Consider the following 24986-nt stretch of genomic DNA (forward strand, 5'->3'; position numbering starts at 1 on the left):
GATCGGGTAGCTAGAGATCGGGTAGTTAGAGAGTAAATAGTTAGATCGGTAGTTTGCAACAGCTAGTGTTCCATAGGAATATCGATGATTAGCTTGCTGCCTCGATTCAATAAATAGATTATTGAATCGTACGCAATTGCTCGATCCGTTCTTGAACTGCTTTTTGTTTATCCAAATAATCGGCTTCTTTCGCTCGCTCTTGCGCCACAACTTCTTCAGGGGCATTGGCAACGAAACGTTCGTTTGCTAATTTCCCTTGCACGCGTTTGACCTCTTGATTGAATTTCGCCAATTCTTTTTCTAAACGGCTGATTTCTTCTTCGATATTGATCAAGCCGGCTAATGGCAAATAGATCGTTGCTCCGGATAAGATAGCTGACATCGCCAGTTCCGGTGCTTCCAGTGTATTGGAGATCACTAGCTCTTCTGGATTGCAGAATCGTTCGATATAGTTTTTGTTGGTGATCAGGAAGCTCTCGATCTCAACATCGTTGGTTTGGATCAGCAATGTAATTGGCTTAGAAAGCGGCGTGTTGACTTCCGCCCGAATGTTGCGGACAGAACGAATCAACTCTTTTAACACTTCCATTCCTTGTGCTGCTTTCTCATCCGACCACTCTGGCTGAACTTCTGGATAAGCAGCTACTACAAGCGAATCGCCTGTATGAGGCAGTTTACTCCAAATTTCTTCTGTGACAAACGGCATGATTGGGTGCAGCAAGCGTAATATTTGATCCAACACATGAACCAAAATGCTCTTATTGACTTGTTTAGCTGCTTCATTTTCACCATATAAGGTTTCTTTGCTCATTTCGATATACCAGTCACAAAAGTCATCCCAAATAAAGTTGTATAACTGGCGACCTGCTTCACCGAATTCAAAACGATCAAACAACTCAGTCACTTTCTCGATCGTTTCATTTAAACGAGTTAAGATCCAACGGTCCGCTACGGATTTCTCGCCAGAAAAATCAATATCTGTCACCGTCATTCCTTCAACATTCATCAAGACAAAACGGGACGCATTCCAAATCTTGTTGATGAAGTTCCAAGCAGCATCCATTTTTTCATAGCTGAAGCGAACATCTTGTCCTGGTGCAGAGCCATTTGATAAGAACCAGCGCAATGCATCGGCGCCATATTTTTCGATGACTTCCATCGGATCGATCCCGTTCCCTAATGACTTACTCATTTTACGTCCCTGTTCATCACGAATCAGTCCATGGATCAGCACATTTTCAAAAGGACGTTTGCCTGTGAATTCCAAGCTTTGGAAAATCATGCGGCTTACCCAGAAAGCAATGATGTCGTAGCCTGTGACTAGCGTGTTGGTTGGGAAATAACGCTGATAATCAGCACTATTTTCATCTGGCCAGCCCATGGTTGAAAATGGCCATAATGCGGAGCTGAACCAAGTATCCAGTACATCAGGATCCTGTGTCCAGTTTTCGGCATCTGCCGGTGCTTCTAAGCCCACATACATTTCACCAGTTTCATTGTGGTACCAAGCAGGAATTTGATGTCCCCACCACAATTGTCGGGAAATAACCCAGTCGTGAATATTTTCCATCCAGCGCAAGAAAGTTTGATTGAAGCGCGGTGGGAAAAACTCGACTGCCTGATCCGTCGATTGGTTGTCGATCGCTTCTTTAGCCAATGGCCCCATTTTGACAAACCATTGCGTAGATAAACGAGGTTCAACAACGACACCGGTTCTTTCTGAATGGCCAACACTGTGAATCATTTTTTCAATCTTTAACAAACGTCCGATATCTTCCAAATCTTTGACGATCGCTTTACGAGCTGCAAAACGATCCATGCCAGCATATTTACCGGCTAAATCATTCATGGTTCCGTCATCGTTCATAACATTGACCCGTGGCAAGTTATGGCGGTTACCGACTTCAAAGTCATTCGGATCATGGGCGGGGGTGATTTTTACTACACCGGTTCCAAATTCTTGATCCACGTAAGTATCCGCAATGATTGGGATCTCTTTATTAACTAATGGCAAAATAACCTTTTTGCCGATCAATTCTTGGTAGCGTTCATCCTCTGGATGGACAGCGATCGCAGTGTCTCCTAGCATCGTTTCTGGACGAGTGGTGGCAATCTCTACGGTACCAGAACCATCTGCCAGTTCATAAGTCATGTGGTAAAAAGCTCCTTCGATCTCTTTATGGATGACTTCGATATCAGATAAGGCCGTACGTGCTTGCGGATCCCAGTTGATGATATATTCGCCGCGATAGATCAAGTCTTTTTCGTAAAGAGTTACGAAGACTTTACGGACAGCATCTGACAGACCCTCGTCTAATGTGAATCGTTCTCGACTATAGTCAAGAGACAATCCTAGCTTTGCCCACTGATCACGAATATGGCCTGCATATTCTTCTTTCCATTCCCACACTTGGTCGACAAATTTTTCCCGACCAAGGTCATAGCGGGAGATCCCTTGTTCTCTTAGTTTTTCTTCGACTTTTGCTTGTGTCGCAATTCCAGCGTGATCCATACCTGGTAACCACAATGTATCAAACCCTTGCATCCGTTTTTGGCGAATGATGATATCTTGAAGGGTTGTATCCCACGCATGGCCTAAGTGTAGTTTACCAGTAACATTTGGCGGAGGAATAACGATTGAATAAGGCTTGGCTTTTTGATCACCACTTGGTTTGAATAGATCTTTGGCTAACCATTCCTGGTAGCGTCCCGCTTCGACTTCTTGCGGGTTGTACTTTGTTGATAAGTTATCGGACATTGTTTTACCTCCTACTTTTTTTGATCAGTTCCTTCAAGACCGCTCGGCTTTTGGGAATAAAAAAAGTCCTAAAATGCCGAAGCATTTTAGGACGCAAATACGCGGTACCACCTAAATTGTAGATTTCTCTACCTCTTGGGCGTGAGTTAACGGTCACGAAGCGTTTGATTCTACTGAACAAGGTGTTCCTTGCTGTTCCAATCAAAGACTCACAAGCTACCTTCTCAGATTCCTGCTGAAAACCTTGCACCAATTGGTCTTCTCTCTGTAAAAACAGTTCGTCTGATACTCCTCTTGATCCTCGTCTTCTTTCAATTGATCTTGTTCATTCTACAATGAACTTTTTTGAAAGTCAAACAGCGATTGATCTGGCAGCGGCCAAAGCCGATTGATAGTCCGGTTCTTGAGAGATTTCAGGCACGATCTCTTCGTAGCGGATCACCCCTTTTTCATCTAAGACAAAAATCGCGCGGGCAAAATGTCCAAACTCTGGGATCATAATTTGATAGGTTTCTCCAAACGTATTTTCTGGATCATGCAGCATCAGCATATCGATCCCTTCTTGTCCACACCAATTTGCTTGTTCTTCTTTCGTATTGTTCGAGATTGTCACAAAATTAACCTCATCAATCTTACTTGCTTCTTCATTGAAGCGCTTCGTCTGCAATGCACAGACCCGCGTGTCAATGTCGGGAACAATGCTTAAGATCGTCGGTTTACCTAAGAAATCAGCCAAGCGATAAACTTTGTCATCTAAACTTTTCAGTTCAAATTCTTTGGCTTGATCCCCTACTTTTGGCTGAATGCCTGGTACTTCAAAAATGGTTCCTTTACGTGTTACTTGCATGTCATCTCTCCTATTACAGTTTTCTCCAGTATAGGAGAGAACCCGCGAAAGCCAAAAGATTTTGCTCAAAACCTACGATTTCTGAGAATAGGTATTGTCAAAAAAGATCAACGTCTGTAATTCTGTCGTCAGATCGATGTATTGGATATGAACATTTTTAGGTACATTGACGCGATCAGGGGCAAAATTTAAAATCGCTGTAATGCCAGATTCTACGATCGTATCGATTGCCGCCTGAGAATATTGACTAGGTACTGTCGAGATAGCTACAGTGATTCCTTTCTCCTGAACGATCTCAGCTAGCTGATCCATTCCATAAACATAGTGACCGTCGATGGTCTTACCGATCAATTGCGGATCATTATCAAATACAGCAACGATCGAAAGATTCTCATTGCGGCGAAAGTTGTTGTTTGCAAGAGCTTTACCTAGATTGCCAAAGCCCACTAATGCAATGTTCTTTGCTTCGTTCGTTTCTAATATATGGCTAAAAACTTCAATCAAGTAAGGAACTTCATAACCATACCCGCTTCGTCCTAATTCCCCTAAGTGGGAAAAGTCCCGACGAATCGTTGCGGAAGGAACTTGTGTGATCTCAGCAAACTCTTTTGATTTGATTCGATGGACACCTGATGCATCCAAAAATTTTAAATGCCTTAAATAAGCAGGCAGACGTTTCGCTGTTGCTTTAGGAAGTTTTTTTTCTCTTAATGCTTCCATGGTTTCCGTCCTCCTTGTTAAATAGTTCACATATCGAGTTTAGCATGCTCGTCATTGAATAGCAAGCAATTTTCACAAACTTTTAATGCTTCCTAGATTCCAGTCAAACGACTGTGAGAAATCTCTCACAGATCCAGCATAAACGAAAAAAGACGGCTACTTGGGCACACCCTTTGTAACCATCTTTTTTCTTTAATTGCCAACAGTCAACAGCTGGTTTTTATCCCCTGAAATCAAAATTTTTTTCTGATGTGAAGATCAAAGAAAATCAGCGAATTCTGCTTTTTCGGAAGCTTGGATCTCTTCGATTTTCAACCCAGCTAATGCCCGCTCCATCATGCCTGCTATATCTAAGCGCTCTTCATATAAATGCACTTTCTCCAACTTCGGTCTTGTCTTAGGCTGTGGCGGAGCAAAAATCGTGCAGCAGTCTTCAAATGGCTGGATCGCCAGTTCAAACGTATCGATCTCTTGAGCTACATCAATGATTTCTAATTTATCCATCGTTGCCACCGGACGAATGATTGGCGTATTCGTTACTTCATTGATCGCCACCATACTTTGCAATGTTTGTGAAGCCACTTGGCCTAGTGATTCTCCGTTCAAAATAATCAATCCATGACGAGCTTCACGGATCGCATCTGTGAGTCGCAGCATCATCCGGCGAGTGATCGTCATCCAATAGCCTTGAGGCACATGCTTCTTGATTTCTTCTTGAACTTCAGTGAATGGGACTTCAATAAACTGAATACCGCCAACATAAGGGGTTAGTTTCTTTGTCAGATCTTTGGCTTTTTGTAGTGCCTGTTCGCTAGTATAAGGCGGGCTGGCAAAATGGACCGCTTCGATCTCTACCCCGCGTTTCATCGCAAAATAACCGGCAACGGGGGAATCGATCCCGCCTGAAAGCATCAGCATCCCTTTCCCACTCGTTCCAACCGGTAACCCACCAGCTCCTTGGATCGTCTCGTAAGAAAGGTAGGCTCCATCCATACGGATCTCTACCCGTAGATTGATATCTGGCTTTTTCATTTGAACTTTGATTTCTGGAAAGCGATCAATTACAGCATTTCCTAACGTCAAATTCAACTGATTACTGTCTTGGATGAATTGATGGTCACTGCGTTTGGCAGTGATTTTGAAGGTCTCAGTCCCTGTATAGATTTCACTCATCACTGTTTGTACGGCCTCTTTTAACACTTCGACGTCTTTTTCTACCCGAATGCTGGGAGAAAAATTTTGAATCCCAAACACTTTTTGCAATTTCAATATAATTGCCTGACTGTCTTCCCCATTCAGAAGCAAATGCATCCGATCACGTTCTGCATGAACTTTGACTTTAGGAAAGTCGGCAAGTGTTCGCTTCACATTCTCCGCCAACTGCATAATGAAACTGCGGCGGTTTTTTCCTTTGGTTGATAATTCGCCGTAGCGAACCATGATCTCTGTATAATTCACGAGTAAAACTCCTTTGTTTGTCGTTGGTATGTTCGCAACATGCTCTTATTGGCTTAATTTTGAGAACTTTTGATAAAGCTGATTAAATACAATCAAAAATTGTTCTACTTCGGCCATCGTATTACTTTCATCCAAGCTGACCCGAACTGCTGAAGTAGCTAAGCGACTAGGGACATGCATCGCATGCAATGTGCTGCTAGCCATTTTCTTGCGGGAAGAGCAGGCACTAGTCGTTGAGAGATAAATCTGTTTTTCTTCAAAGGCATGGACAAGCACTTCTCCTCTGATCCCTTCCAATGAGAAACAAAGAATATGCGGCGCAAAATGTTCGGCTCCAGAAAACACCGTCACTTTCTCATACTCAGATAATGCTTCTGAAAGGTAACTTTTCAATAAGCCCACATGGTTAGGCCGGGCAGCTTTTTGTTCAAGTGCTAGTCGCAACGCTTTAGCCATTGCAACAATTGCCGGTAAATTCTCAGTCCCGCTGCGCTGATTTTGTTCTTGCCCGCCACCGGTCATTAATGGTGCTAGCTTACGGCCTTTTTTCCAATAAATAAAACCGACGCCCCTAGGTCCATGAAACTTGTGGGCAGAAAATGTGGCAAAGTCTACCCGTTGTGGCAACCATTGCTGCTGATCAACCTTCGCAATTGCTTGAACAGCATCCACATGGAAGTGGATGCGAGGATGAGCTTCTAGAATTTCAGCGATTTGATTGATTGGCTGGATCGAACCAATTTCGTTGTTGACTGCCATCACAGAAACAAGAATCGTTTCCTTTCGGATCAGTTGCTGCAAAGCAGCGACATCTACAAATCCAGTAGAAGTAACGGGTGCGATACTCACGTCAAACCCTAGTTCCTTCAACTGTTCTGCGGTCTCACTGACCGCTGGATGTTCGATGCCAGAAATAATCAAGTGATTGCCATAAGCTTTTTTGGCGATCGCGGTGCCTTTTAAGACCCAATTGTCTCCTTCCGTCCCCCCACTGGTAAACCAAATCTCTGAAGCAGAAACTTGCAGCAGCTCAGCAATTTGCGCCCGAGACTGTTCCAAAAGACGGCTGGCTTGACTGCCAAGATCGTGAAGACTTGAAGGGTTGCCGATAATACGCTGACTAACTTTTACATATGTATCTAATGCTTGCGGATAAATTGCGGTTGTGGCGCTGTTATCAAAATAAATCAATGCTAGGACCCTTTCTTTGAAAAATTCTTTCCCATTATAACTGCTCTTTCCTGCTCTTTCAAGAAGTTCCTCTTCTTGGATCGATTTGTCGGTAGAGAATCCGCCAATTCACTAAAAAAGCCAGACAGTTTTTCACTGCTGGCTTTTGCTTTATACTAAATCACGATTCTTGAAATAGAAGTTCTCGATCCGCTTGAAAGCACCTGGTTCGACGCGTTCCAAAGCTGTCCCGATCTCATCTAATGCATCTTGATAACGATACTCTTTCGTAAACAGATACAAACTCTTATCAATCGCTGCTTTGATGTCGGCATGTGAATGACGGTAACGGTTTGCATATTGCATCATTTGTTCTGTCAATGCAGCTGCATCCACTAAATCTTTCGTTTGTTCATCAAGCATGTCTAAATCTTCTTCACAAACTGAAACCAATTTATTGATTTCTTGCATGTTGATCCGAATTTTATTCAATTCTTTGCCTAATTCTTCCACTCGGTCAGTTGCGACAAAGAAGAATTCTAAGTATTCCCCTGGTAAGCCTGGCAAACGCTGTTTCTCAACAAAACGTTTGAGGTTACGTAAACGAAATTCGAAGTTCTCTACTTTCTCTTGTGCGACCTTTTCACCACGGCGTAGATCACTTAGCGCTTCATCGATTTCAACTTGTTGCGCTTCGACATCATCTAAAATTTTGTAAGCATCTTTATAAAAACTTTGTACTTCTGAATAAGGGATCTCATGGTTTTCCAACTGCGGCAAGTATTCATTGTTGCGGCGAGCCAATTCATCGACTTCTGTTTGGAAGCCACGGACCCGACCTAATTCATTATGATTCAATGTATAGCTTTGAGCGGTATGATCCAACTCAATCAATAATTGACGATTGTTTTTCGTCGCATGATCGATGTAGTCAACAATCACTTGACGATTTTTAAGAACATATTTCTTCGCATTGATTTCACGTTCCATTACCGTATACAACGCATCGATGTCACTAGCTGTATCCCGATTAGCTACCTCCACAGAAGCAACTTCTGTTTTGGCTAAATCATTCATAGAATTTTCAACCCGTTTTTTCACGCGGTTGATATCTTCTTGGAAGTTAGCTTCAGGAAAGACGTATTTTTGATCCAATAATTTTTTGTATCCATCTTGGATTTCTTTTAATTGATCAGGGAACGTACGATTCAGCTCTTCATAAGCAGTTGGGATTCGTTTCATCAAATCTTCGACTTCATAGGTGTGTTGCTCTGCTTGTTCTAAAACTTCCCGAGCTTCGACCGGATCACCGGAAGTATTCAGCGTAACAAATTGAGTGAATTCAATCTCGATATTTTTGATTTGCTTTTGCAGTTCGTTATAAGCTGGACCAAATTCCTCTCCATGCTCCCGCAAGTTTTTCTTCAAATCTTCATAAACATCCAATGCTTTTTGGACTTCTAGGGAATTGCGTTCTTCACTTTCACGAAGTTCTTTCAAGCCGGCACGAATCTCTTCGACTTGACGTTCCATATCATCCATGGTTGCTTCCGCTTGTTCGATCGCTGTTTTAGCTTTGAAAAAGCGAATCCGTTCATTCAACTCTTCGACTTCAAAGATTTGGCTTTCCAGTTCCGCAAATGAGGAGGTGGAAATATCTGTCCATTGCTGGTTCCATTCTCGGAATGTGTTTTGGCTTTGACCCACCAAATGCATTTTTTTCACTTCATCGACTTCTTCAATGACCGGCAGATCAAACAGGTTTTCTTTACGTTTCTCTAAGACATCCAGTTTCTCCTGATTTTTCTTTCGCATAAAGTAACCGATCGCATATAAGATCGCCGCGATGACGACAATGGCAATAACGATTCCAAAGATGATATTAGTTCCCATTTTATGGTTCCTCCAATTTTCAAATCTACACTTTTCGTATGAAATCCGCGTTTTCACAGATCCGTTTTTGGGTATGTAAGGTATCTCAAATAAAAGGACCCACTTGTCCCTTTTCAAAAAAAGCATCTACGCTAGATTATAGCATAAAGAAAAAAATCAAGCATTAAATTGCGGCAAAAAAGATTGACTTTTTTGCGACTTCCTCCAATTTTTCATTCTTTTTTTAACAAGCTCTCTCTAAATTTCCTTGGAAAAGCCGAAATCAAAAAAGCTTTTTCCTGTTTTTTGGTGCCTTTTTTAAGAAATGCCTTGATTTCTCACTTTTGACACTGTACTCTAGAAAAAAGCTTGAACAGGAGTAATGCAAGATGAAAGTAGCAAAATTTGGTGGTAGTTCGCTCGCTTCAGCCGAGCAAGTGCAAAAAGTAGTTGATATTATCCAAGCAGATCCACAACGCCGTTTTGTTGTTGTTTCTGCTCCCGGTAAACGCCATGCAGACGATACCAAAGTGACTGATCTTTTATTAGCCACTTGTGAAGGACTAGCTGCATCAAAAGATGTCCGTCCCTTATTAACAGAAATTTATGCGCGTTATGCTGCCATCGCTGCCCCTTTTCAAGTGGCGCCTGAATTATTGGCAGAGATCCAAAGTGCTTTACAGCAGTTTCTGACATTGTCGCCTAATGATGACCCACATTTTCATGACAAGATCTTAGCTAGTGGAGAAGACAATAACGCTCGTTTGATTGCCGGAATTTTACAAGCATCCGGTCTAGCAGCACGTTACTTAAACCCAGAGGAGCTAGGGATCTTAGTCACTGATGAACCCCAAAACGCCCGGATCTTGCCAGCATCTTACACAAAAATCAATGCCTGGGCAGAAACAGAAGAAATTTTAGTGATCCCAGGATTTTTTGGGTATACGGAGGATGGAGAAATCTGTACTTTCTCTCGAGGCGGATCAGATATTTCTGGTGCATTGGTAGCTGCTGGTGTCAACGCGGCGCTTTATGAGAACTTTACAGACGTCGATGGTATTTTTTCGGCTCATCCAGGTTATGTCCATCACCCAGAACCCATCAAAGAACTGACTTATCGAGAAATGCGGGAACTTTCGTATGCCGGATTCACGGTGCTGCACGATGAAGCGTTGATGCCTTCTTATCGGGCAAAGATTCCCGTCGTTATCAAAAATACGAATAATCCCACACATCCAGGAACCATGATTACCAACCAACGGAACAACTTGACACAACCAGTTGTCGGTGTTGCTAGTGATGAAGGCTTCTGTATGATCTACATCCGTAAATACTTGATGAACCGAGAAGTTGGTTTTACTTTACGCGTCCTTGAGATTTTCAAAGAATTTGATTTAAACTATGAGCATATGCCGTCCGGAATCGATGATATCTCGATCATTATGAGAGCCAATCAATTAAATCCGGTGTTGGAAGAAGAATTGCTGCGCAAGATTGCTTATGAGATCGATCCAGATGAATTACGAATGACCCACGACTTATCCATGGTCGTAGTCGTTGGCGAAGGGATGCGCCAACGAGTGGGGATCACTGCAGACAGCACAGCTGCATTGGCCCGCAAGAACATCAACTTGGAAATGATCAACCAAGGTTCTTCCGAGGTCAGTATTATGTTTGGTATCCATAAAGAACAAGAGAAAGCCGCTGTTCGAACTTTGTATTATACCTTTTTTGATTGATAGTCAGTGGCCTTTCCCAACAAAGCCGACCCTCAAATACACTTAGAACAAAAAAAGATGACCCTTGCGAATGATTTTGCAAAGGTCATCTTATTTTTATGGTTGTTCACTCGTTTCAAGTCAACTCTTCATTTTTGCTGCGATCTGACGTTCAATTTCAGCTTTGATGCGGGGCTCTGGAGCAAAACGTTCTTCCCAATCTGCAGGTTTCATGACTTTATGAGTCACAGGATGGTAATGGGGCATGCCATCTGGAAAAAGTTTCCCCATATTGGCTTCATGAACGATTTTCAAAATTGGTGCCGGATCGACACCCAATAGTGAAAAAGAGCCATAGGTGAAATACAAAAGATCGCATAAGGCATCGACTTGCTCGACTAACGTATCCGTCACTGGTTTTTGTTTGCTAGTGATCTTTTCTTTTGCTTGCTCGATTCCCTGATGCAGATCCGCCACTGACTGTGCGAACTGCTCGGGATCATTGTTGGCCGCTGCATACAAAAACTCAACTAATTCTTCTACTTTGAACCCTGCACGGAAACTGGCCTTTTCTGGTGTGAATGGCCGTGGTTGCTCCGGACGTGTCGGATCAAAGGTTTGATGAAATTCTTCTGTCATTTCAAAAGGACTCATCTTCTTTCCTCCTCTGTTGATCTCACTCAATCAATTCGTGTATTCCATTTATTCCTCTAGTTAGGTGTTATTCGATGATGCCATAGTGTCTCAGAGCCTGAGCGATACCATCTTCATTATTAGATGCTGTTACATAATTGGCCGCTGTCTTTGCCGCTTGCTGCGCATTCCCCATAGCCACCCCAATACCAACACCTTTCAACATCTCGATATCATTTTCGTGATCCCCAAAAGCCATGGCTTCCTCGATCGCGATCCCTTCATAAGCCAAAAACTCATGGATTCCCTTCATTTTCGAGCCTTTCTTGGGGACGATATCCACTGAATAGGCATTGGAGCGTTTGAAATCACAGGAAGGCAGTTTTTGCTTTAGCTTTTCTTTCTCTGATTCGGGACTCAGCATAATGCACTGATAAATTGGTTCCCGCAAAATATCCAGAGACTGATACCGTTTGGCATTTCGATTTGGACTGAATCGCTGCAGCAATTTTTTTAGCACCCCAACGGGAAACTTCTTTGGGACGAATCGCAAATAACGTTGCATCACTGGTGATTGACTCAAGCGAATCGTCAAGCTGCCAGCCACTTTGGTTTCTCCGCCAAACATTACCTGCCGATAATTTTCATCTGCATATGCAACAATTTCTTCAAGGATGTTCTTCGAGAAAGGTTTGGCATAAATCAAATTTTGTTTGGTGTAGACAAACTGCCCATTATAGGTGATGAACATATCCAAATCTAAATAATCGATGACTTTCTCTAATTCTACAGGTCCGCGGCCTGTCGCCACGCCACATAAAACACCTTGTTTTCTGGCTTCTTTGATCGCTGCTCGGGTACTTGCCATCGCTTTCCCGTTATCTGCGATCAATGTACCATCGATGTCAAAAAAAATTGCTTTAATCATATAACTCCTCAAAATAGCTCCAATTGGCTAGGATTCAGTTGTTGGTAATCGATTTGCATGGCTTCGATCAACGCGCGGGCATTGTCCGCCGCATCACCGCCAGCATTATTGTTAAAAATAACAGCAACTTCTTGTGCGTGAGCCGCTGTTTCTTCGACTGCTTGACGTAGTTCACTTAATTCTTTCTCATTGTAGCGATAGAGCGTCCGATTCTTTTTGGCGTCAGGTCCGGTAGCTGTCCAACCAACATCATTTCTGCCATGAAAACGACATACGGCAAATGCCGGGTTAGTCACTAGCGGTTCTAAAGGAACCGTAGTGGAGAGTTTCTTGGGCTCATCAACAATAACCAACGAGAACTTTTGCTTGCGCATATAGGCTTGCATCGAAGAGCGGAACTCTGGCTGATACCAACTATTATCCCGCAACTCGATTGCCACCGGATACGCTGCAAACCACTGACGTACTTCATCTAAATACGCCACACTTTCTTTCGTACACTTAAACCGGTTGGGAAATTGTGCCAGCAAACAATAAAGCCGGCCAGCATCCACCATAGGTTGAATCGCCTGCTTGAAAGCTGTTAGTGCTTCTGCCATAGACATACCTTCCGGCAAATCACCTTGTGTCGTTACGCTTTGATGCACTTTAAGAATAAAACGGAAGTTATCCGGTACCTGCGTCAACCAATTCCGCACATCCTTCTCTTTGGGTAAATAATGATAAGACGTATCCAGTTCAACCACAGGAAAGACACTGGCATATTCAAAAAGTTTTGATGTTTTTCTCTGAACAAGAGAACCATGTTCACTAAATGTCGTACAACCAATTCGAATCATTTTTCCTCACCTTGCTTGTTTTCTTATTTGATTAGTATACAATAGTTTTGGAGTTATGAGTAAAATAATCTTTGAGGTGACAAAAATGAAAAAAATCCTCGTTTTGCATACAGGTGGCACCATTGCCATGAAAGAAGATGTGTTGACCGGTGGTGTCAGTCCAGACGTCACAAACCCATTGATGGATGCCCCTATCCATATCGATGACGATGTTGAACTGATCGTTGAAGATATCTTTAATCTACCTAGTCCTCACATTGCACCTGAGCAAATGCTGCAAATCAAAGAACGCATCCAGTTGGCTCATTTAAGTGGAATCGATGGCGTAGTTGTCACTCACGGAACAGATACATTAGAAGAAACTGCCTTTTTTCTAGATACAACGATCGGCAATCAGCTGCCTATCGTCATTACAGGTGCCATGCGCTCCAGTAATGAAGTCGGTAGTGACGGTTTATATAATTTTGAAAGTGCCATTCGCGTAGCAAAATGTGATGATGCTCAAAAAAAGGGTGTTCTAGTCGTTATGAATGACGAAATCCACTCTGCTCGTTATGTCACAAAGACGCATACAACGAATGTTGCAACTTTTCGCACGCCAACACTAGGTCCCATTGGGCTGGTCACAAAAAATCGAATATTATTCATGCAGGAACTATTAGAGAGTCGCCAATTGGATGTTGATCGGGTCGATGGCTTGATTCCGATCGTTAAAGCCTATGCCGGCATGCATGGAGAACTTTTTGAGGCCTTAGCAGAATCCAATATCGATGGATTGGTCATTGAAGCCCTCGGAGCTGGCAATCTACCACCCCAAACATTACCGCCGCTAAAAAAATTACTGGCGAAACAAATCCCAGTCGTACTAGTCTCCCGCTGTTTCAACGGTATTGCCGAACCTGTCTATGGTTATTCTGGAGGCGGAAAAGAACTGCAGGAGATGGGAGTCATCTTTTGCAATAGCATCAACAGTCAAAAAGCCCGAATCAAATTGCTGATCGCCAAAAATCGTCGGCTGCCATTAGTTGAATTACACGACTTTATGGAAAACTGATTGTTGACTTTTTTAGAAACTAAACTGACAAAAAACCGCACCTTCGCTTGTTCTTAGCAACTGACCTTTTTTAAGAGAAGGTCAATCGCTAAGAACAGACGATTGTCAGTGCGGTTAGTTGTTTTCATTATTTTTTGTTCGTTCATGCCACTTCATTGCGGCTTCGCAGTACGTCGTCTCTCCGATTCTGATCTCATGTAATGTTTCCAAATGGTTCTCATCCCGAATCGTTTCAAAATGACTTTCTACCAAGTTCCCGTACTCAACTTCTCGGTCAAAACGAATCGTTATTTCCTTCACCTGATGCGTCGTCAAAAATTCATAGCCTAAAACATCCAGCAACCAATTAAAATACATTGCATTGTTGACGTGCTGATTGCTGTCGATATCATAAAACCGAACCCGATAAGGTAAAAAATGTCCTTTTTCTGGGGAATTGATTTTAGGATAGCGCTTGATGCGCTTGATTTTCTCACTTTCAAAAGGAGCGACGATCTCATCTGGAACACTGCTGACTTTGCGTGTTGCCAAATCCATCAATGCAAAAACCGATTCGATCTTCACTAATTCATTTCCTTGGGCGTCGTGCAGCCAGAAATAGCGGTAGCAAAAATATTTATTGTATTCTTTTGCTTGTGTTGAGACCGTGATCTGTTCCCCGACCATCGGCAACCGATTGACCGTGATATGGTAAGTAGTAATGATCCATGTCAGTCCAAAAGAGCGAATGTATTCTGGCCCACGCTCCAATACTGCACTTTGCTCTTCGGATACTTTGATTGCCACTCCCAACATTGCTGGAAACGTCATTGTCTGATTGATATCGCACTCATAATAAGCGACTTCATGTTCTTTTTGATACTTTGCTACCATCTTGCCAAATGCCTCCTAATATCTACTCAAAATCTCATCTACATTATTGCCGTAACTTTCACCGAATAGATTCAAATGAACCAATAAATAGTACAACTGATACACAGGAACCCGCTCTTGCCAATCTTTTTCCAGCGGGAAGACTTGCTGATAGCGTTGGAAAAATTCCGGACGAAATCCGCCGAATAATTGCGCCATCGCCAGATCAAGTTCGCGATCACCAAAGGATACAGCCGGATCAATGAAAACTGGATCACCCTTCTGATCAAACAGCACATTGCCGCGCCAAAAGTCACCATGCAGTAAAGACGGTTGAACCTGTCGACCTGACCACTCTTGATACAGCGTTTCTTTCAGATTTAGGTACTTATCTTCTCGGCGAGGATTCCAATGATTTCCTAACTTGGCCAATTCCACCTGAACGTCTAAGCGGCACGTGGTATAAAAACTCACCCAATCCTCTGCCGCGGGATTCACCTGCGGCAATAAGCCAATAAAGTTGTCCTGTTCAAATCCAAACGTTGGGCTTGTTTGCCGATGGATCTCAGCTAAAGCAGTGGCGATCGACTCTTGATCACCTTCACCAACATCGATCCATTCTAGCAAAAGGTAGGCGCCATGTTCGTTATCTCCATATTGATAAACGGCGGGTACGCGAACATAGGGACGTAATTGTGCCAATCCTGCTGCTTCTGCTTGAAAAAACTGCTGGGATACTCCTGGATGATACTTCAAGAAATACTGTCTTTCTTCTGACCGCAACCGGAACGTCTGATTCACGTCACCCCCGCTGATCGGCGTTAATGTTCCGGATAACCCAAACTGGGCAAGCAATTCCTGATTCATGTTGGACACATCCTTTACTCGGTAAAGTGGGCGTGAAAATACTCTTTTTCGTCTTTTGTGATTGCCAGTCCTTCTTTTAAATACTGATCCACCGTGCCAAATTCTTTTTTGATCGCTGCTAAACTTTCATCAAGAAAACTTTCTTTTGCACTCATCAATGTGGTGATGGCTTCAAGAACTTCAGGCGGCATTTGCTGCGCCATAGGGGCAAATTTTTCTTTTAAAAAAGGCCCCAGATAGCGATTCGTTGCCAGATAGTCTTGTTTGATAGTTGATTGATCCACCTCTAATAAAGATAAGAGCAGAAATGCCCCGAAGCCTGTTCGATCTTTCCCTGCTGTACAATGAAATAGGGTTGCTCCTGCTTCCGCATTTTCTAATACCAAGTCAAAAAAATGACGGTATTGCTTTCGAGCATGCGGACTTTCGACAAAGTGGCGATATACCTTCTTCATCTGATCTTCTGCATCATCCCCATCTGCCAGTTTTTGCTTCAATGTCTCTGGTGATAAGGAAACCATCGTTTCATCTTCGCTAAAAATCGGCAAAAAGAACTGCTGGGCATAACGGATTGGCTGATCTGGCTGTGCTTTGGCTTCTTCATAGGAACGAAAATCAATGATTTGATTGATGCCATAGTTGCTCAATGTTGCTTGATCTGTCTCAGACAGCTCATTGATCGCGGCACTACGAATCAGTTTTTTCCGCTTAATGGTCTTCCCTGATGTCGTTTTATAACCGCCTAATTCTCTGACATTTGCTGCATTTTCTAAATGAATCAGTTGTGTCATCTTGATCCCTCCTGCGCCTGTATACAAAAAGTATAGCAGAAACCCATAAAAAAAGCGGTGAATATTTCTTTATTATTCTCTCATCTACTAAAGATAGCGGTCAGAGTAGGCCATAATGACACATAATAACAATAGTAACTCTGATTTTTGGTCACAAAAAAAGAAAGACCACACGCAGTCTTTCTTAATAAACACTCTTTTGTTATCACTTGATTTAGTAGCGGCTTCTACTTGAATCAATCGGCATCAATCACAGCTGTTTGACTTTCAAGTGTTGCACGATCTAGTTCATGGATACGACTGCTAGTCACCACACCGGCAACCATGCTGTCACTGACATTAACCAGTGTTCGAGCCATATCGATCAGTGGTTCAACAGAAATGACTAGACCAACGATTGCGATCGGCAAGTTCATTGATCCTAAAACGATCAATGAAGCAAAGGTTGCCCCACCACCGACACCAGCAACACCAAAAGAACTGATGGTTACGACCGCCACCAAAAGCAGGATAAACTGCCAATCAAAGACATTGATTCCTACCGTAGGCGCTACGATCGTGGCTAACATCGCCGGATACACACCAGCACAGCCATTTTGTCCAATTGACAAGCCAAAGCTACCAGCAAAATTGGCGGTTGCTTCGTCGACACCTAGCGCTTTTGTTTGCGTTTCGATATTCAATGGCAACGCACCGGCACTTGAGCGTGAAGTAAATGCAAAACTTAACACTGGAAAAGCTTTCTTGAAATAAGTAATTGGATTGACTTTTACACTCGCTAACAACAAGGAATGAACGAGCAAGACAATGATCAATGCTGCATAAGAAGCTAAAATAAATTTCCCAAGATTTAGGATCGCTTCGAAATCACTTGATGCTAGAACATTTGTCATCAACGCTAATACACCATAAGGAGTCAACCGTAACACAAGTTTGACGATTCGCATCACGATCTTGTACAAGCTATCCATTAGATCAGCAAACGTTTGCGCCTCTTTCGGGGCTTTTTTCTTCACCCCTAAGTAGGCAATCCCTACAAAAGCAGAAAAAATCACCACTCCAATCGTACTCGTTGAACGTGTCCCAGCTAGATCGGCAAAAACATTATTCGGAATAAAGGATACGATCTGTTGAGGAATTGACAAGTCTTGGACTTGGGTAGAACGTTCTGCCAACTCAGCGATCCGTGCGGTCTCCGCTGCGCCTTCAGTAAAACTCGCACCGTCTAAACCAAACAACATAACCATCACGATTCCGATCAGTGCAGCGATTGCTGTCGTGCCCAACAAAGTAGCCAACACAGTAAAGCTGATTTTTTTGATTTTTTCGCTTTCTTTCATCTTGGTAAATGCCCCGACGATCGAAACAAAAACCAATGGCATGATCAACATTTGCAGCAGTGCTACATAGCCGTTCCCCACCATTGTGATCCACTCTAGTGATTGGGTGATCACTTCCGAGCCAGTTCCAAAGATCGCCTGTAAGATACCACCAAAAAGTATCCCGACAAACAACGCTGTAAACACTCGTGTAGAGAATTTCAGATGACGCTTTTGCATCAGGTAGAACCCATAAATAAGGGCAGCAAAAATAAGTACAACAATAACTATAAACAGATTTGTCATTAGTCTCCTCCTTTAACATTAAGTAAAATGACAAAGTCTGTCAGTGGAAGTAAAGGTTCCCAGTGACCATTCTTCAACAGTTCACTCTAATGAGACGTGTGGCATCATTAGTGACTGTTCTATTTTATAGAAAGAATGGCGATCTTACAATTAATAAGTTTCACATTTTTCTGCTAAAGATCATAAAAATGGACAAAAAAAGCTGTGACAGCGCAGCTAATAAACGGTCCATCAAACAAATTGGTCTACCTGATAGAAAATGAACCGTTTCTATCTCAGTCCTCGTAAAATTTGTTCAATCGTCTCTTAACATACGCCCACAGCTTTTCATTTCTTCATTATGCTAAAGCTCCCATAGGGTCCCAAGGAGCTAAGACTTGCGGCTCTGCTTCAAAAGCAGCGAGTTGTTCTGCCGTCAAAAATTCCTTGCGAACAACGATTTGATAGGTGTACTCATCCATCCATTCATCACTCATTACAAAAAATCCATTGGTACCGACTTTTTCTCCCCAGCTGTTTTCGACTTTCCATTTTGTTGATTTGCCATCAACGATGTCCACACCAGTCAAGACCATCGCATGGGTCATCAGACTTTCACCATAATCTAAACGTTGAGCTTTCGTCATCGTGAAATCGATATCGAATAAGTCGTTCATATCATACGCATCCAATGCCATGATTCCAGAATCACGGGTAGAAGATTGCCCAACATCACAGCCAAACCAGACAGATTCTCCTTGTTCTAATTGGGCAATCGCCAATTTTTTGAATGTTTCCATATCCACATTCAAATATTTCACTTCTTTACCTCCAACAACGTTCCCCAACATTTCCACTGTATAGGACTTGTTATAAGGTTTGTCAGCAGTAGGGGCGTTGATGATACTTACATAATCATCCAGATCTACCCCTACATATTTGTCATAAAATGTTTGCGGCGTCAGTCCGCGATCAATATGATAATTTTTCTCTTCATCACGGTATTCAAAGTCAAACGTTTCTGGTGGAGTCCCTAAAGAAGTCGCTAAGAAATTGTAGATTTCTTGTAGCATCCCTTCTTTTGCTTCTTGAATAGCTGCTTCGGATTGTCCATCCGCCACTAATTGGCGCAATGTCCCAGCATCTTTGCGCAATTTTTTGTTCAAGTAGTTGTTCAAGTCACGGGAATTCGATGAATTACTGCTTTCTGGCATCACTGCTTTTGGCACGACACCATATTTTTGAAAGATCGACACGATCATATCCCATTGTCCGCCATCTTGTTGGGGTGTTTGCAGCAAGAAAGCAACCTTGCGGCTAGATAAAGGCTCTTGTGCTGTTGCCAAGACATTTTCATAAAAATAGTTGGCTTTTTCATATTTATCCCAGAAAAAAGTATGGTTCTGTGACAATTCAAAGTCCTTCAAATTAAAGGCATTCAACATTTTGTGACGGAATGTGTTCAATGCTGCAAACATCCAGCAGCGACCTGATTGTTTTTGGTTTGACACTTTGCCAGTCGTCACATCAACTGAAAAGACTGGTACATTGTTGACATGGCCTTGAATCGTTTCTGCTGAAGCAGTGATCCCGTTTTTGACCACGCCTCTTTGCAGTGCATTTTGCTTGTTATTTTGCTGATACGCTTCAGCAAATTTTTCAGTAGTATTTTTGGAAATTTCTGACATATTTCTCCATCCTTTCGCTTTATTCTCTTCATTTTACTCTTGTCCAAATCAAATAACAACCGCCTGAGCAAAAGTCTGGCAGATCCAAACTTGCGAAGGCGGTGTTCCCATTTAGATTCAGTTCGCAATCATGAAGATACCCAAGCCCAATAGGACAAAAGAAATCCCTTCTTCAAAACGGGCGTAGAACTGCCGAACAGGTCTGCTGGCTAATAAGATCGTCAGTAAAACACTGACGACGATCAACGCCATAAATCCGAGCAGTGACAAGTTTAGTTCAGTGATTGCCAGTGCTCTCAATCCTTTAATAAAGATCCCTTGCAGCAAATAGACTAACAGTGTGTTCTTGCCCCATTTGGTAAAAAACAGCTGTTGCCGTGGGACGAGTCGCAGAAAACCAATGATCCCCAGCAATCCAATCACAAAGAACACCCCTCGTAATGGTCCTCCGAACAATGGATAGCTCAGATAGTCTTCATAAGGTTTCGAGCCAAAGACCATGTACTTATTCATCCCATGGAAAAGCGCAATAAACAAGTAGATAATCGGCAAGAAAACCAGACTGATTTTTTTTATTCGTGTTCCTTGTAAAAACTGCATCTCATTTTTAGGAAAATAAAAACCGATGATAAAAAATGGTAGAAAGACAAATGTCCGCTGCAGTGTCAGAACTTGATTAATAAAAGGGAGGTAACCAGCAAAAATGCTCAGCAGCACACTAAGCAAGATGGCTTTTCTGGCAGTCATTTTCTGAAAAAAGACGAGGGAAAGCTGCCAAAAGAACATGCTGAGTAAGAACCACAATGCCCATTGAGGGTTGAGCAGCTGAATATTCAACGACGCGTCAAGTCCAATCACCCAGTAATAAACTGTATAAAAAAGTTGAAAAAACACATAAGGAAGTAGAAACTTTTTGACCAGATCTCGAACTTTTGAACCTTTTGTGAGCGGTTTGGCAAAATAACCTGCTAAAAAAACAAAGGCTGGCATATGAAAGGTAAAAATAAAATAGTACAGATCATGATAAAACTTGTGATCACCAATGAATGGTTGCAATAAGTGGCTGAAAACCACTAAAATCATTAATAAAAATTTTGCATTATCGAAGTAAGCCGTCCTCGGGGAATGGCTCATAATGTCTCCTCCTTTATTTTTTCTAACTAAAAGCATACCGTAAAATTCAGTCACTGCGATAACAAAGTGATTGCAAAACAGCAACGAAAAATTTCAGTTTATTACTCCTAATGCTGCGAAGTGAGTTCCTTAGAGAGAGGATGATTATTGATTGCATGTTCCATCTATTTGTATTAATATAGATAATACAAAGGAGAGAGCGCCAGTGCAATTCGAAATCAAACCTCAAAGCAATACACCCATCTATCAACAATTACGCGATCAAATCATTCTTGGGATCGCAACAGGCGAATTAGCTGTCGGCGAACTACTTCCCTCTGTCCGTCAACTTGCAGAAGAGATTGGCATCAACACGATGACTATTTCTAAAGCCTATAATTCACTGAAAGAAGACGGGCTGCTGATTACCGATCGGCGCAAAGGAACTGCTGTCGCAGCGCCTCGCAGCTTTACCTTCTCCGAAGAGGAATATTATCAACAACAGCTGCAGCTGCAAGTAGCCTCTGCATTGATTCACGGAAAAAGCGAAGCAGCGATCATTGCCGATATTCAGCAATGTTTAGAACAGTTTTCTGAAAGGACCGAATTGAAATGAATTACATTTTCTTTGGCATAAATCTGATCGTCATTTTTTCTATCGCTTTTACAATGAATCTGCTCAGTAAGCCCCACAAAAACGTATTATTGGAAAATACATTATCTCCTGATCACTTGCAGCATCCGGACGTTTTGGCGTTAGTTTCTGAATACCGCCGCCGTATTATGCAGTTTGTCGGTATCTTAAGTGTAGCAAGTCTGATTTTTTTGTTCAATTTATATGACTCTATCCTCATGACCTTTTTCTGGCTGCTCTTGTTTTTGCTTCTGGGGGCAAGCTACGTCTTACAAATTCATTATATTGGAAAAATGGACGAACTAATTGAGCATAAGAACTGGGGACTCCCTATCGATCCTGTTTTAGTAGACACCAAATTGATCCAGCAAAAAAATAGAAAACTGTTGCCATTAGTCAGTTTTCTTCCATCATTGTTATTAGTCATTGCTGGTGTAATTTATTTCCCTACCGTGGAGAACGGACCCGGTTGGCTTTTCAGCCTCATCAACTGCTTGATCTTTTTGCTTTTCCTCTATTTATGGCAAGTGATTCGCCGCTTACCGGTACGTCCATTGACGAAGGATTTTCAAATCAATCAACAGTTCAATGATTTAACGAAATTCTATTGGTCCCTTCTGGTCGTCTTAATGAGCACGGGCACACTGCTATTGTTTTTTGTTCCACTGCTCTCGACCCAGTTGACGGGGGTAGTTGGAGAGTTATCCGCTGTTCTTTTCGTCTTGTTACTGGTCTTCTTGATGGTCGTTCCTTTTGGGCTATTGCTGCGATTACGAAAAAAACAAGATCAATTGTTGGCTTCTACGGAACAACGGTATTATGATGAAGACCGTTATTGGCGTTATGGCGTGTACATTAATCCAACAGATCCTCGATTATTTGTCCCTGACCGCGTGGGGTTGAATATCGGTATCAATTTAGGCAAAAAGACCGGAAAAGGTTTCGCAATCGGCACCGGCATTCTGATGATCGCGATCATGGTTGTCACTATCGTTCCTTTGTATCAATTAGATTTTAATCCTGATGCAATAAGTGGAGAGATGACAGATCAATCCGTACAGTTTGATGCCCCATTAGCTAGCCGACAAACGATTCCGTTGGATGAAATCAGAACAGTCACGCTTGTTGATACACTTCCAGAGCCAACGGTTCGCACAATGGGGATGGCGACAGATCATTACCTGACAGGCAACTTTAACGTTGCTGGTCAATCTGCGAAACTATTCATGGACAAACGATCGCAACCCATTCTCCGGCTCTCGACAGCCGATATCACGATCTACTACACGAACAAAGATGCCTCTGAGACCGTCAAACTGTATGAGACTCTGGAGCAAAAGCTTCAGTAGGCAATAAGAAGATATTTAGCAAGCAAGACAAACAAGCGAAGCGACCCCTGCAATTAGTAAAAATTGCCCGAGTCGCTTCGCTTGATTTTTCATGCTTCTTAGCTATCAGGACTGTGCCATAAGTCATCATCCAACAAGTTAAACCGAATAATAGTCTGTTGCTAGGATAGATTCCTCTGACTTTTGCGACGAGGAGTCCCTGCACCGCAGGAGCAATAATCATTAATGTTCGGATAGTTTTACTTGTAGGAGACTTATGGCACAGTCCCAAAAATCGCTACATTGGTTTCAGATTCTTCGCTAGCCGTTCGATCATCCAAGACAAACGCTTTTCGCGTCCAGTGTCGGTTTTTGCATCATAGTATGCCCGCGTGTAGGTCTTTTTGACAGAGAGAGACATTGCTTGGAAATTTGTATAAGCTGCCTCATGTTTCTTTAATAAGCTTGCTACGGTATAGATTTGTTCCTCCGAAATCTTTGGAGACTGAACCGCATCCCATTGACCGTTTTTCTTGGCCTCTTCTATTTTTCTTCGACCATAATCAGTCATTAGTCCTTGGCTTTCCAATGTTTCAGCTAGTGCTTTGTTTTTTTCTGACCACTTGCTGTTCTTTCTGCGCCTCGCAAAGTATTTCTTGTATGTTTTATCATCAATCTTTTGCATGACGCCATCGATCCAGCCAAAACAAAGCGCTTCTTCAAGTGCCTCGTGAGCCTTTATCGTCTTAGGACCGCCAGCTTTTCCGATCAAAAGCCAAACCCCTTCACTTGATACACCATACTCTTGAAGCCAGTCACGAAATTCATTTCTATTTGTAAATGTAATGCTGTTGTCCATAGAATCCCTCTCATCTTCTTTATCCACTTTGGACACCTTTTTAAGGAAACTGGGTCTTGGCTTGCGCAATAGTCGAATGAGTCATTTTCCAATAAATCACTGTGGGGTAGGTCAACATATAAGCATCGTAAAGCAGCAGACAACTATCGAGTCTCTGAAATAAAGTGACTTCCCTATGTCGACTGCTTTGCTTATCCAAAAAACAAGTAGCCGCAAGGAGATAAACTGTTGAATCTATCTATAAAGCAAAACCCCCTGAAATTCAGGGGGTTTTGCTTTACCCATCCATCATCTTTTCATCAATGGGGACGTTTTATTTATGACTCCGGCAGTAGGACTCGAACCTACGACATCATGATTAACAGTCATGCGCTACTACCAACTGAGCTATGCCGGAAGAATCTACCTGTAATATAGCAAATATTCAGATAAGTTGGCAAGTGAAAAAAGAAATTTTTGCTTCTTTGTCTTGTTGTTCACCTTTTTTGACAAAAAATCCCAGTACTCTTGAAAAAATGGAATTGACAAACAGCAGGCTTTCAGGTATTCTATATCTTGTGTTAAATAACAAGCCGCTTTAGCTCAGTTGGTAGAGCGCATCCATGGTAAGGATGAGGTCGACGGTTCAAGCCCGTCAAGTGGCTTTCTCAAAACAACGTTCTTGGGACGTTGTTTTTTTGTTTGCAGTTAGCACCGATTATTTTCAGTTACTCCTTATTTCAACAACGAAAATGATAAACGGTCCATGCATTGCATCACTATTTCACACTGTTCATTATGTTCATTTGAACAATTATAAATATCAATGATTCTCAAGAATAACTTCTTAGCCTATTATTTATCCAGTCACCAAAACTAGCTACGTATTCTATAGGCCCTTGTATTATTACTCTGGCTTGTTCTTTAGAAATTGCCTGATAAAAGAACTGTCGGTTTTCTCCATCATATACATTGTTATATTGATTCAACAAATCATTTTTTAAATTTTCAACTAACCTCATACTAGAGATTGGAATATTAATGACGAGTATTGAACCCGTTTTAAAATTATTCTCGTTTTCAAAAAAATTAGTAACAGGGTTCTCAACTGACTGACCTATAAAACGATACACTTCGGATTTCAAAAATTTCCATTGTCCACCAATCTTTTGCCCTTTTAATTTACCATCAGACAAGTAGTTTCTAATAGTTCTTGTAGTTACTCCCAATGCATCCGCAACTTCAGATACACTTAGCAAATCGTGATTCATAAT

At 42.1% G+C, this 24986-nt stretch carries 21 protein-coding genes, 2 tRNA genes and 1 other annotated feature; of the genes, 5 read left to right on the forward strand and 18 right to left on the reverse strand.

All coding sequences use genetic code 11. The annotated features are described in order from the left end of the window. Window positions 1–118: 118 nt before the first annotated feature. The 6 genes from HED61_RS00125 to ezrA form a co-directional block, all read right to left on the reverse strand. Window positions 119–2758 carry a valine--tRNA ligase gene (locus tag HED61_RS00125; protein WP_219645632.1) on the reverse strand — a complete coding sequence of 880 codons (2640 nt, stop codon included), beginning with the start codon at window positions 2756–2758 and terminating at the stop codon, window positions 119–121. An 84-nt stretch (window positions 2759–2842) separates the two neighbouring features. Further along, window positions 2843–3069 (reverse strand) — a binding site (T-box leader). 41 nt (window positions 3070–3110) lie between these two features. Further along, complete coding sequence (gene tpx, locus HED61_RS00130) at window positions 3111–3605, reverse strand: thiol peroxidase (protein WP_003127335.1); 495 nt, start codon at window positions 3603–3605, stop codon at window positions 3111–3113. A gap of 72 nt (window positions 3606–3677) precedes the next feature. Continuing rightward, on the reverse strand, window positions 3678–4325 hold the full coding sequence (locus HED61_RS00135; protein WP_003127334.1) for a redox-sensing transcriptional repressor Rex: 648 nt from the start codon (window positions 4323–4325) through the stop codon (window positions 3678–3680). Window positions 4326–4583: 258 nt separating this feature from the next. Next, window positions 4584–5783, reverse strand: coding sequence for a tRNA uracil 4-sulfurtransferase ThiI (thiI, locus tag HED61_RS00140; RefSeq protein ID WP_003127333.1), 1200 nt, complete (start codon window positions 5781–5783; stop codon window positions 4584–4586). A 45-nt stretch (window positions 5784–5828) separates the two neighbouring features. Beyond that, window positions 5829–6974, reverse strand: coding sequence for a cysteine desulfurase family protein (locus HED61_RS00145; RefSeq protein WP_081132094.1), 1146 nt, complete (start codon window positions 6972–6974; stop codon window positions 5829–5831). A gap of 150 nt (window positions 6975–7124) precedes the next feature. Further along, entirely contained in the window at window positions 7125–8846 is a 1722-nt protein-coding gene (ezrA, locus tag HED61_RS00150; protein ID WP_138371546.1) for a septation ring formation regulator EzrA, read from the reverse strand. A 368-nt stretch (window positions 8847–9214) separates the two neighbouring features. Here ezrA and HED61_RS00155 point away from each other — a divergent pair, with 368 nt between their 5' ends. Then, window positions 9215–10564, forward strand: coding sequence for an aspartate kinase (locus HED61_RS00155; RefSeq protein WP_103300554.1), 1350 nt, complete (start codon window positions 9215–9217; stop codon window positions 10562–10564). Between the two features lie 120 nt (window positions 10565–10684). Here HED61_RS00155 and HED61_RS00160 read toward each other — a convergent pair whose 3' ends face one another. The 3 genes from HED61_RS00160 to HED61_RS00170 all read right to left on the reverse strand — a co-directional run bounded on the left by HED61_RS00160 (window position 10685) and on the right by HED61_RS00170 (window position 12943). Further along, window positions 10685–11197: a pyrophosphohydrolase domain-containing protein gene (locus HED61_RS00160; RefSeq protein WP_103300553.1), complete on the reverse strand. Its 513-nt coding sequence runs from the start codon at window positions 11195–11197 to the stop codon at window positions 10685–10687. Window positions 11198–11264: 67 nt separating this feature from the next. Beyond that, window positions 11265–12104 carry a Cof-type HAD-IIB family hydrolase gene (locus tag HED61_RS00165; RefSeq protein WP_219645631.1) on the reverse strand — a complete coding sequence of 280 codons (840 nt, stop codon included), beginning with the start codon at window positions 12102–12104 and terminating at the stop codon, window positions 11265–11267. 8 nt (window positions 12105–12112) lie between these two features. Beyond that, window positions 12113–12943 (reverse strand): DUF72 domain-containing protein, encoded by an 831-nt coding sequence (locus HED61_RS00170; RefSeq protein WP_003127326.1) that lies wholly within the window; start codon window positions 12941–12943, stop codon window positions 12113–12115. A gap of 85 nt (window positions 12944–13028) precedes the next feature. Here HED61_RS00170 and HED61_RS00175 point away from each other — a divergent pair, with 85 nt between their 5' ends. Further along, window positions 13029–13997: an asparaginase gene (locus tag HED61_RS00175; RefSeq protein WP_005471602.1), complete on the forward strand. Its 969-nt coding sequence runs from the start codon at window positions 13029–13031 to the stop codon at window positions 13995–13997. Window positions 13998–14111: 114 nt separating this feature from the next. On the opposite strand, the gene HED61_RS00180 is transcribed toward HED61_RS00175, so the two are convergent. From HED61_RS00180 to HED61_RS00205, 6 genes are all read right to left on the reverse strand, one after another. Then, window positions 14112–14870, reverse strand: coding sequence for an acyl-ACP thioesterase domain-containing protein (locus HED61_RS00180; protein WP_138371543.1), 759 nt, complete (start codon window positions 14868–14870; stop codon window positions 14112–14114). A gap of 15 nt (window positions 14871–14885) precedes the next feature. Next, a complete protein-coding gene (locus HED61_RS00185; RefSeq protein WP_103300551.1) occupies window positions 14886–15716 on the reverse strand; it encodes a fructosamine kinase family protein in 831 nt (276 codons plus the stop codon). A gap of 14 nt (window positions 15717–15730) precedes the next feature. Further along, the gene (locus HED61_RS00190) at window positions 15731–16507 is read right to left on the reverse strand and encodes a tyrosine-protein phosphatase (RefSeq protein WP_219645630.1); all 777 of its coding nucleotides are present in this window, start codon (window positions 16505–16507) and stop codon (window positions 15731–15733) included. A 236-nt stretch (window positions 16508–16743) separates the two neighbouring features. Continuing rightward, entirely contained in the window at window positions 16744–18132 is a 1389-nt protein-coding gene (locus tag HED61_RS00195; protein ID WP_219645629.1) for an L-cystine transporter, read from the reverse strand. 338 nt (window positions 18133–18470) lie between these two features. Beyond that, a complete protein-coding gene (locus HED61_RS00200; protein ID WP_005471586.1) occupies window positions 18471–19799 on the reverse strand; it encodes a C1 family peptidase in 1329 nt (442 codons plus the stop codon). A 117-nt stretch (window positions 19800–19916) separates the two neighbouring features. Then, entirely contained in the window at window positions 19917–20933 is a 1017-nt protein-coding gene (locus HED61_RS00205; RefSeq protein WP_005471584.1) for an acyltransferase family protein, read from the reverse strand. 205 nt (window positions 20934–21138) lie between these two features. Between HED61_RS00205 and HED61_RS00210 the strand changes: the two genes are divergently transcribed. Both HED61_RS00210 and HED61_RS00215 read left to right on the forward strand, forming a co-directional pair. After that, window positions 21139–21528: a GntR family transcriptional regulator gene (locus HED61_RS00210; RefSeq protein WP_003127317.1), complete on the forward strand. Its 390-nt coding sequence runs from the start codon at window positions 21139–21141 to the stop codon at window positions 21526–21528. Continuing rightward, complete coding sequence (locus tag HED61_RS00215; RefSeq protein ID WP_219645628.1) at window positions 21525–22895, forward strand: PH domain-containing protein; 1371 nt, start codon at window positions 21525–21527, stop codon at window positions 22893–22895. Before HED61_RS00210 ends, HED61_RS00215 begins: the two co-directional genes overlap by 4 nt. Before the next feature lie 277 nt (window positions 22896–23172). Here HED61_RS00215 and HED61_RS00220 read toward each other — a convergent pair whose 3' ends face one another. Next, on the reverse strand, window positions 23173–23733 hold the full coding sequence (locus tag HED61_RS00220) for a YdeI/OmpD-associated family protein (protein ID WP_003127314.1): 561 nt from the start codon (window positions 23731–23733) through the stop codon (window positions 23173–23175). A gap of 323 nt (window positions 23734–24056) precedes the next feature. Next, window positions 24057–24130, reverse strand: a tRNA-Asn gene (locus HED61_RS00225). 174 nt (window positions 24131–24304) lie between these two features. On the opposite strand from HED61_RS00225, the gene HED61_RS00230 reads away from it, so the two are divergent. Beyond that, window positions 24305–24377: transfer RNA gene (locus HED61_RS00230), tRNA-Thr, on the forward strand. Window positions 24378–24545: 168 nt separating this feature from the next. On the opposite strand, the gene HED61_RS00235 is transcribed toward HED61_RS00230, so the two are convergent. Beyond that, entirely contained in the window at window positions 24546–24983 is a 438-nt protein-coding gene (locus tag HED61_RS00235) for a helix-turn-helix domain-containing protein (RefSeq protein ID WP_103300548.1), read from the reverse strand. Between the last annotated feature and the right edge of the window lie 3 nt (window positions 24984–24986).

It is taken from the genome of Enterococcus gallinarum (assembly GCF_021496385.1).
Lineage (GTDB): Bacteria > Bacillota > Bacilli > Lactobacillales > Enterococcaceae > Enterococcus_D > Enterococcus_D gallinarum.

Excerpts from the sequence above, each read along its gene's own strand:
- HED61_RS00125 (WP_219645632.1), bottom strand. The coding sequence starts at position 2,758 with ATGTCCGATAACTTATCAACAAAGTACAACCCGCAAGAAGTCGAAGCG.
- tpx (WP_003127335.1), bottom strand. The coding sequence starts at position 3,605 with ATGCAAGTAACACGTAAAGGAACCATTTTTGAAGTACCAGGCATTCAG.
- HED61_RS00135 (WP_003127334.1), bottom strand. The coding sequence starts at position 4,325 with ATGGAAGCATTAAGAGAAAAAAAACTTCCTAAAGCAACAGCGAAACGT.
- ezrA (WP_138371546.1), bottom strand. The coding sequence starts at position 8,846 with ATGGGAACTAATATCATCTTTGGAATCGTTATTGCCATTGTCGTCATC.
- HED61_RS00155 (WP_103300554.1), top strand. The coding sequence starts at position 9,215 with ATGAAAGTAGCAAAATTTGGTGGTAGTTCGCTCGCTTCAGCCGAGCAA.
- HED61_RS00160 (WP_103300553.1), bottom strand. The coding sequence starts at position 11,197 with ATGAGTCCTTTTGAAATGACAGAAGAATTTCATCAAACCTTTGATCCG.
- HED61_RS00165 (WP_219645631.1), bottom strand. The coding sequence starts at position 12,104 with ATGATTAAAGCAATTTTTTTTGACATCGATGGTACATTGATCGCAGAT.
- HED61_RS00170 (WP_003127326.1), bottom strand. The coding sequence starts at position 12,943 with ATGATTCGAATTGGTTGTACGACATTTAGTGAACATGGTTCTCTTGTT.
- HED61_RS00175 (WP_005471602.1), top strand. The coding sequence starts at position 13,029 with ATGAAAAAAATCCTCGTTTTGCATACAGGTGGCACCATTGCCATGAAA.
- HED61_RS00180 (WP_138371543.1), bottom strand. The coding sequence starts at position 14,870 with ATGGTAGCAAAGTATCAAAAAGAACATGAAGTCGCTTATTATGAGTGC.
- HED61_RS00185 (WP_103300551.1), bottom strand. The coding sequence starts at position 15,716 with ATGAATCAGGAATTGCTTGCCCAGTTTGGGTTATCCGGAACATTAACG.
- HED61_RS00190 (WP_219645630.1), bottom strand. The coding sequence starts at position 16,507 with ATGACACAACTGATTCATTTAGAAAATGCAGCAAATGTCAGAGAATTA.
- HED61_RS00195 (WP_219645629.1), bottom strand. The coding sequence starts at position 18,132 with ATGACAAATCTGTTTATAGTTATTGTTGTACTTATTTTTGCTGCCCTT.
- HED61_RS00200 (WP_005471586.1), bottom strand. The coding sequence starts at position 19,799 with ATGTCAGAAATTTCCAAAAATACTACTGAAAAATTTGCTGAAGCGTAT.
- HED61_RS00205 (WP_005471584.1), bottom strand. The coding sequence starts at position 20,933 with ATGAGCCATTCCCCGAGGACGGCTTACTTCGATAATGCAAAATTTTTA.
- HED61_RS00215 (WP_219645628.1), top strand. The coding sequence starts at position 21,525 with ATGAATTACATTTTCTTTGGCATAAATCTGATCGTCATTTTTTCTATC.
- HED61_RS00220 (WP_003127314.1), bottom strand. The coding sequence starts at position 23,733 with ATGGACAACAGCATTACATTTACAAATAGAAATGAATTTCGTGACTGG.
- HED61_RS00235 (WP_103300548.1), bottom strand. The coding sequence starts at position 24,983 with ATGAATCACGATTTGCTAAGTGTATCTGAAGTTGCGGATGCATTGGGA.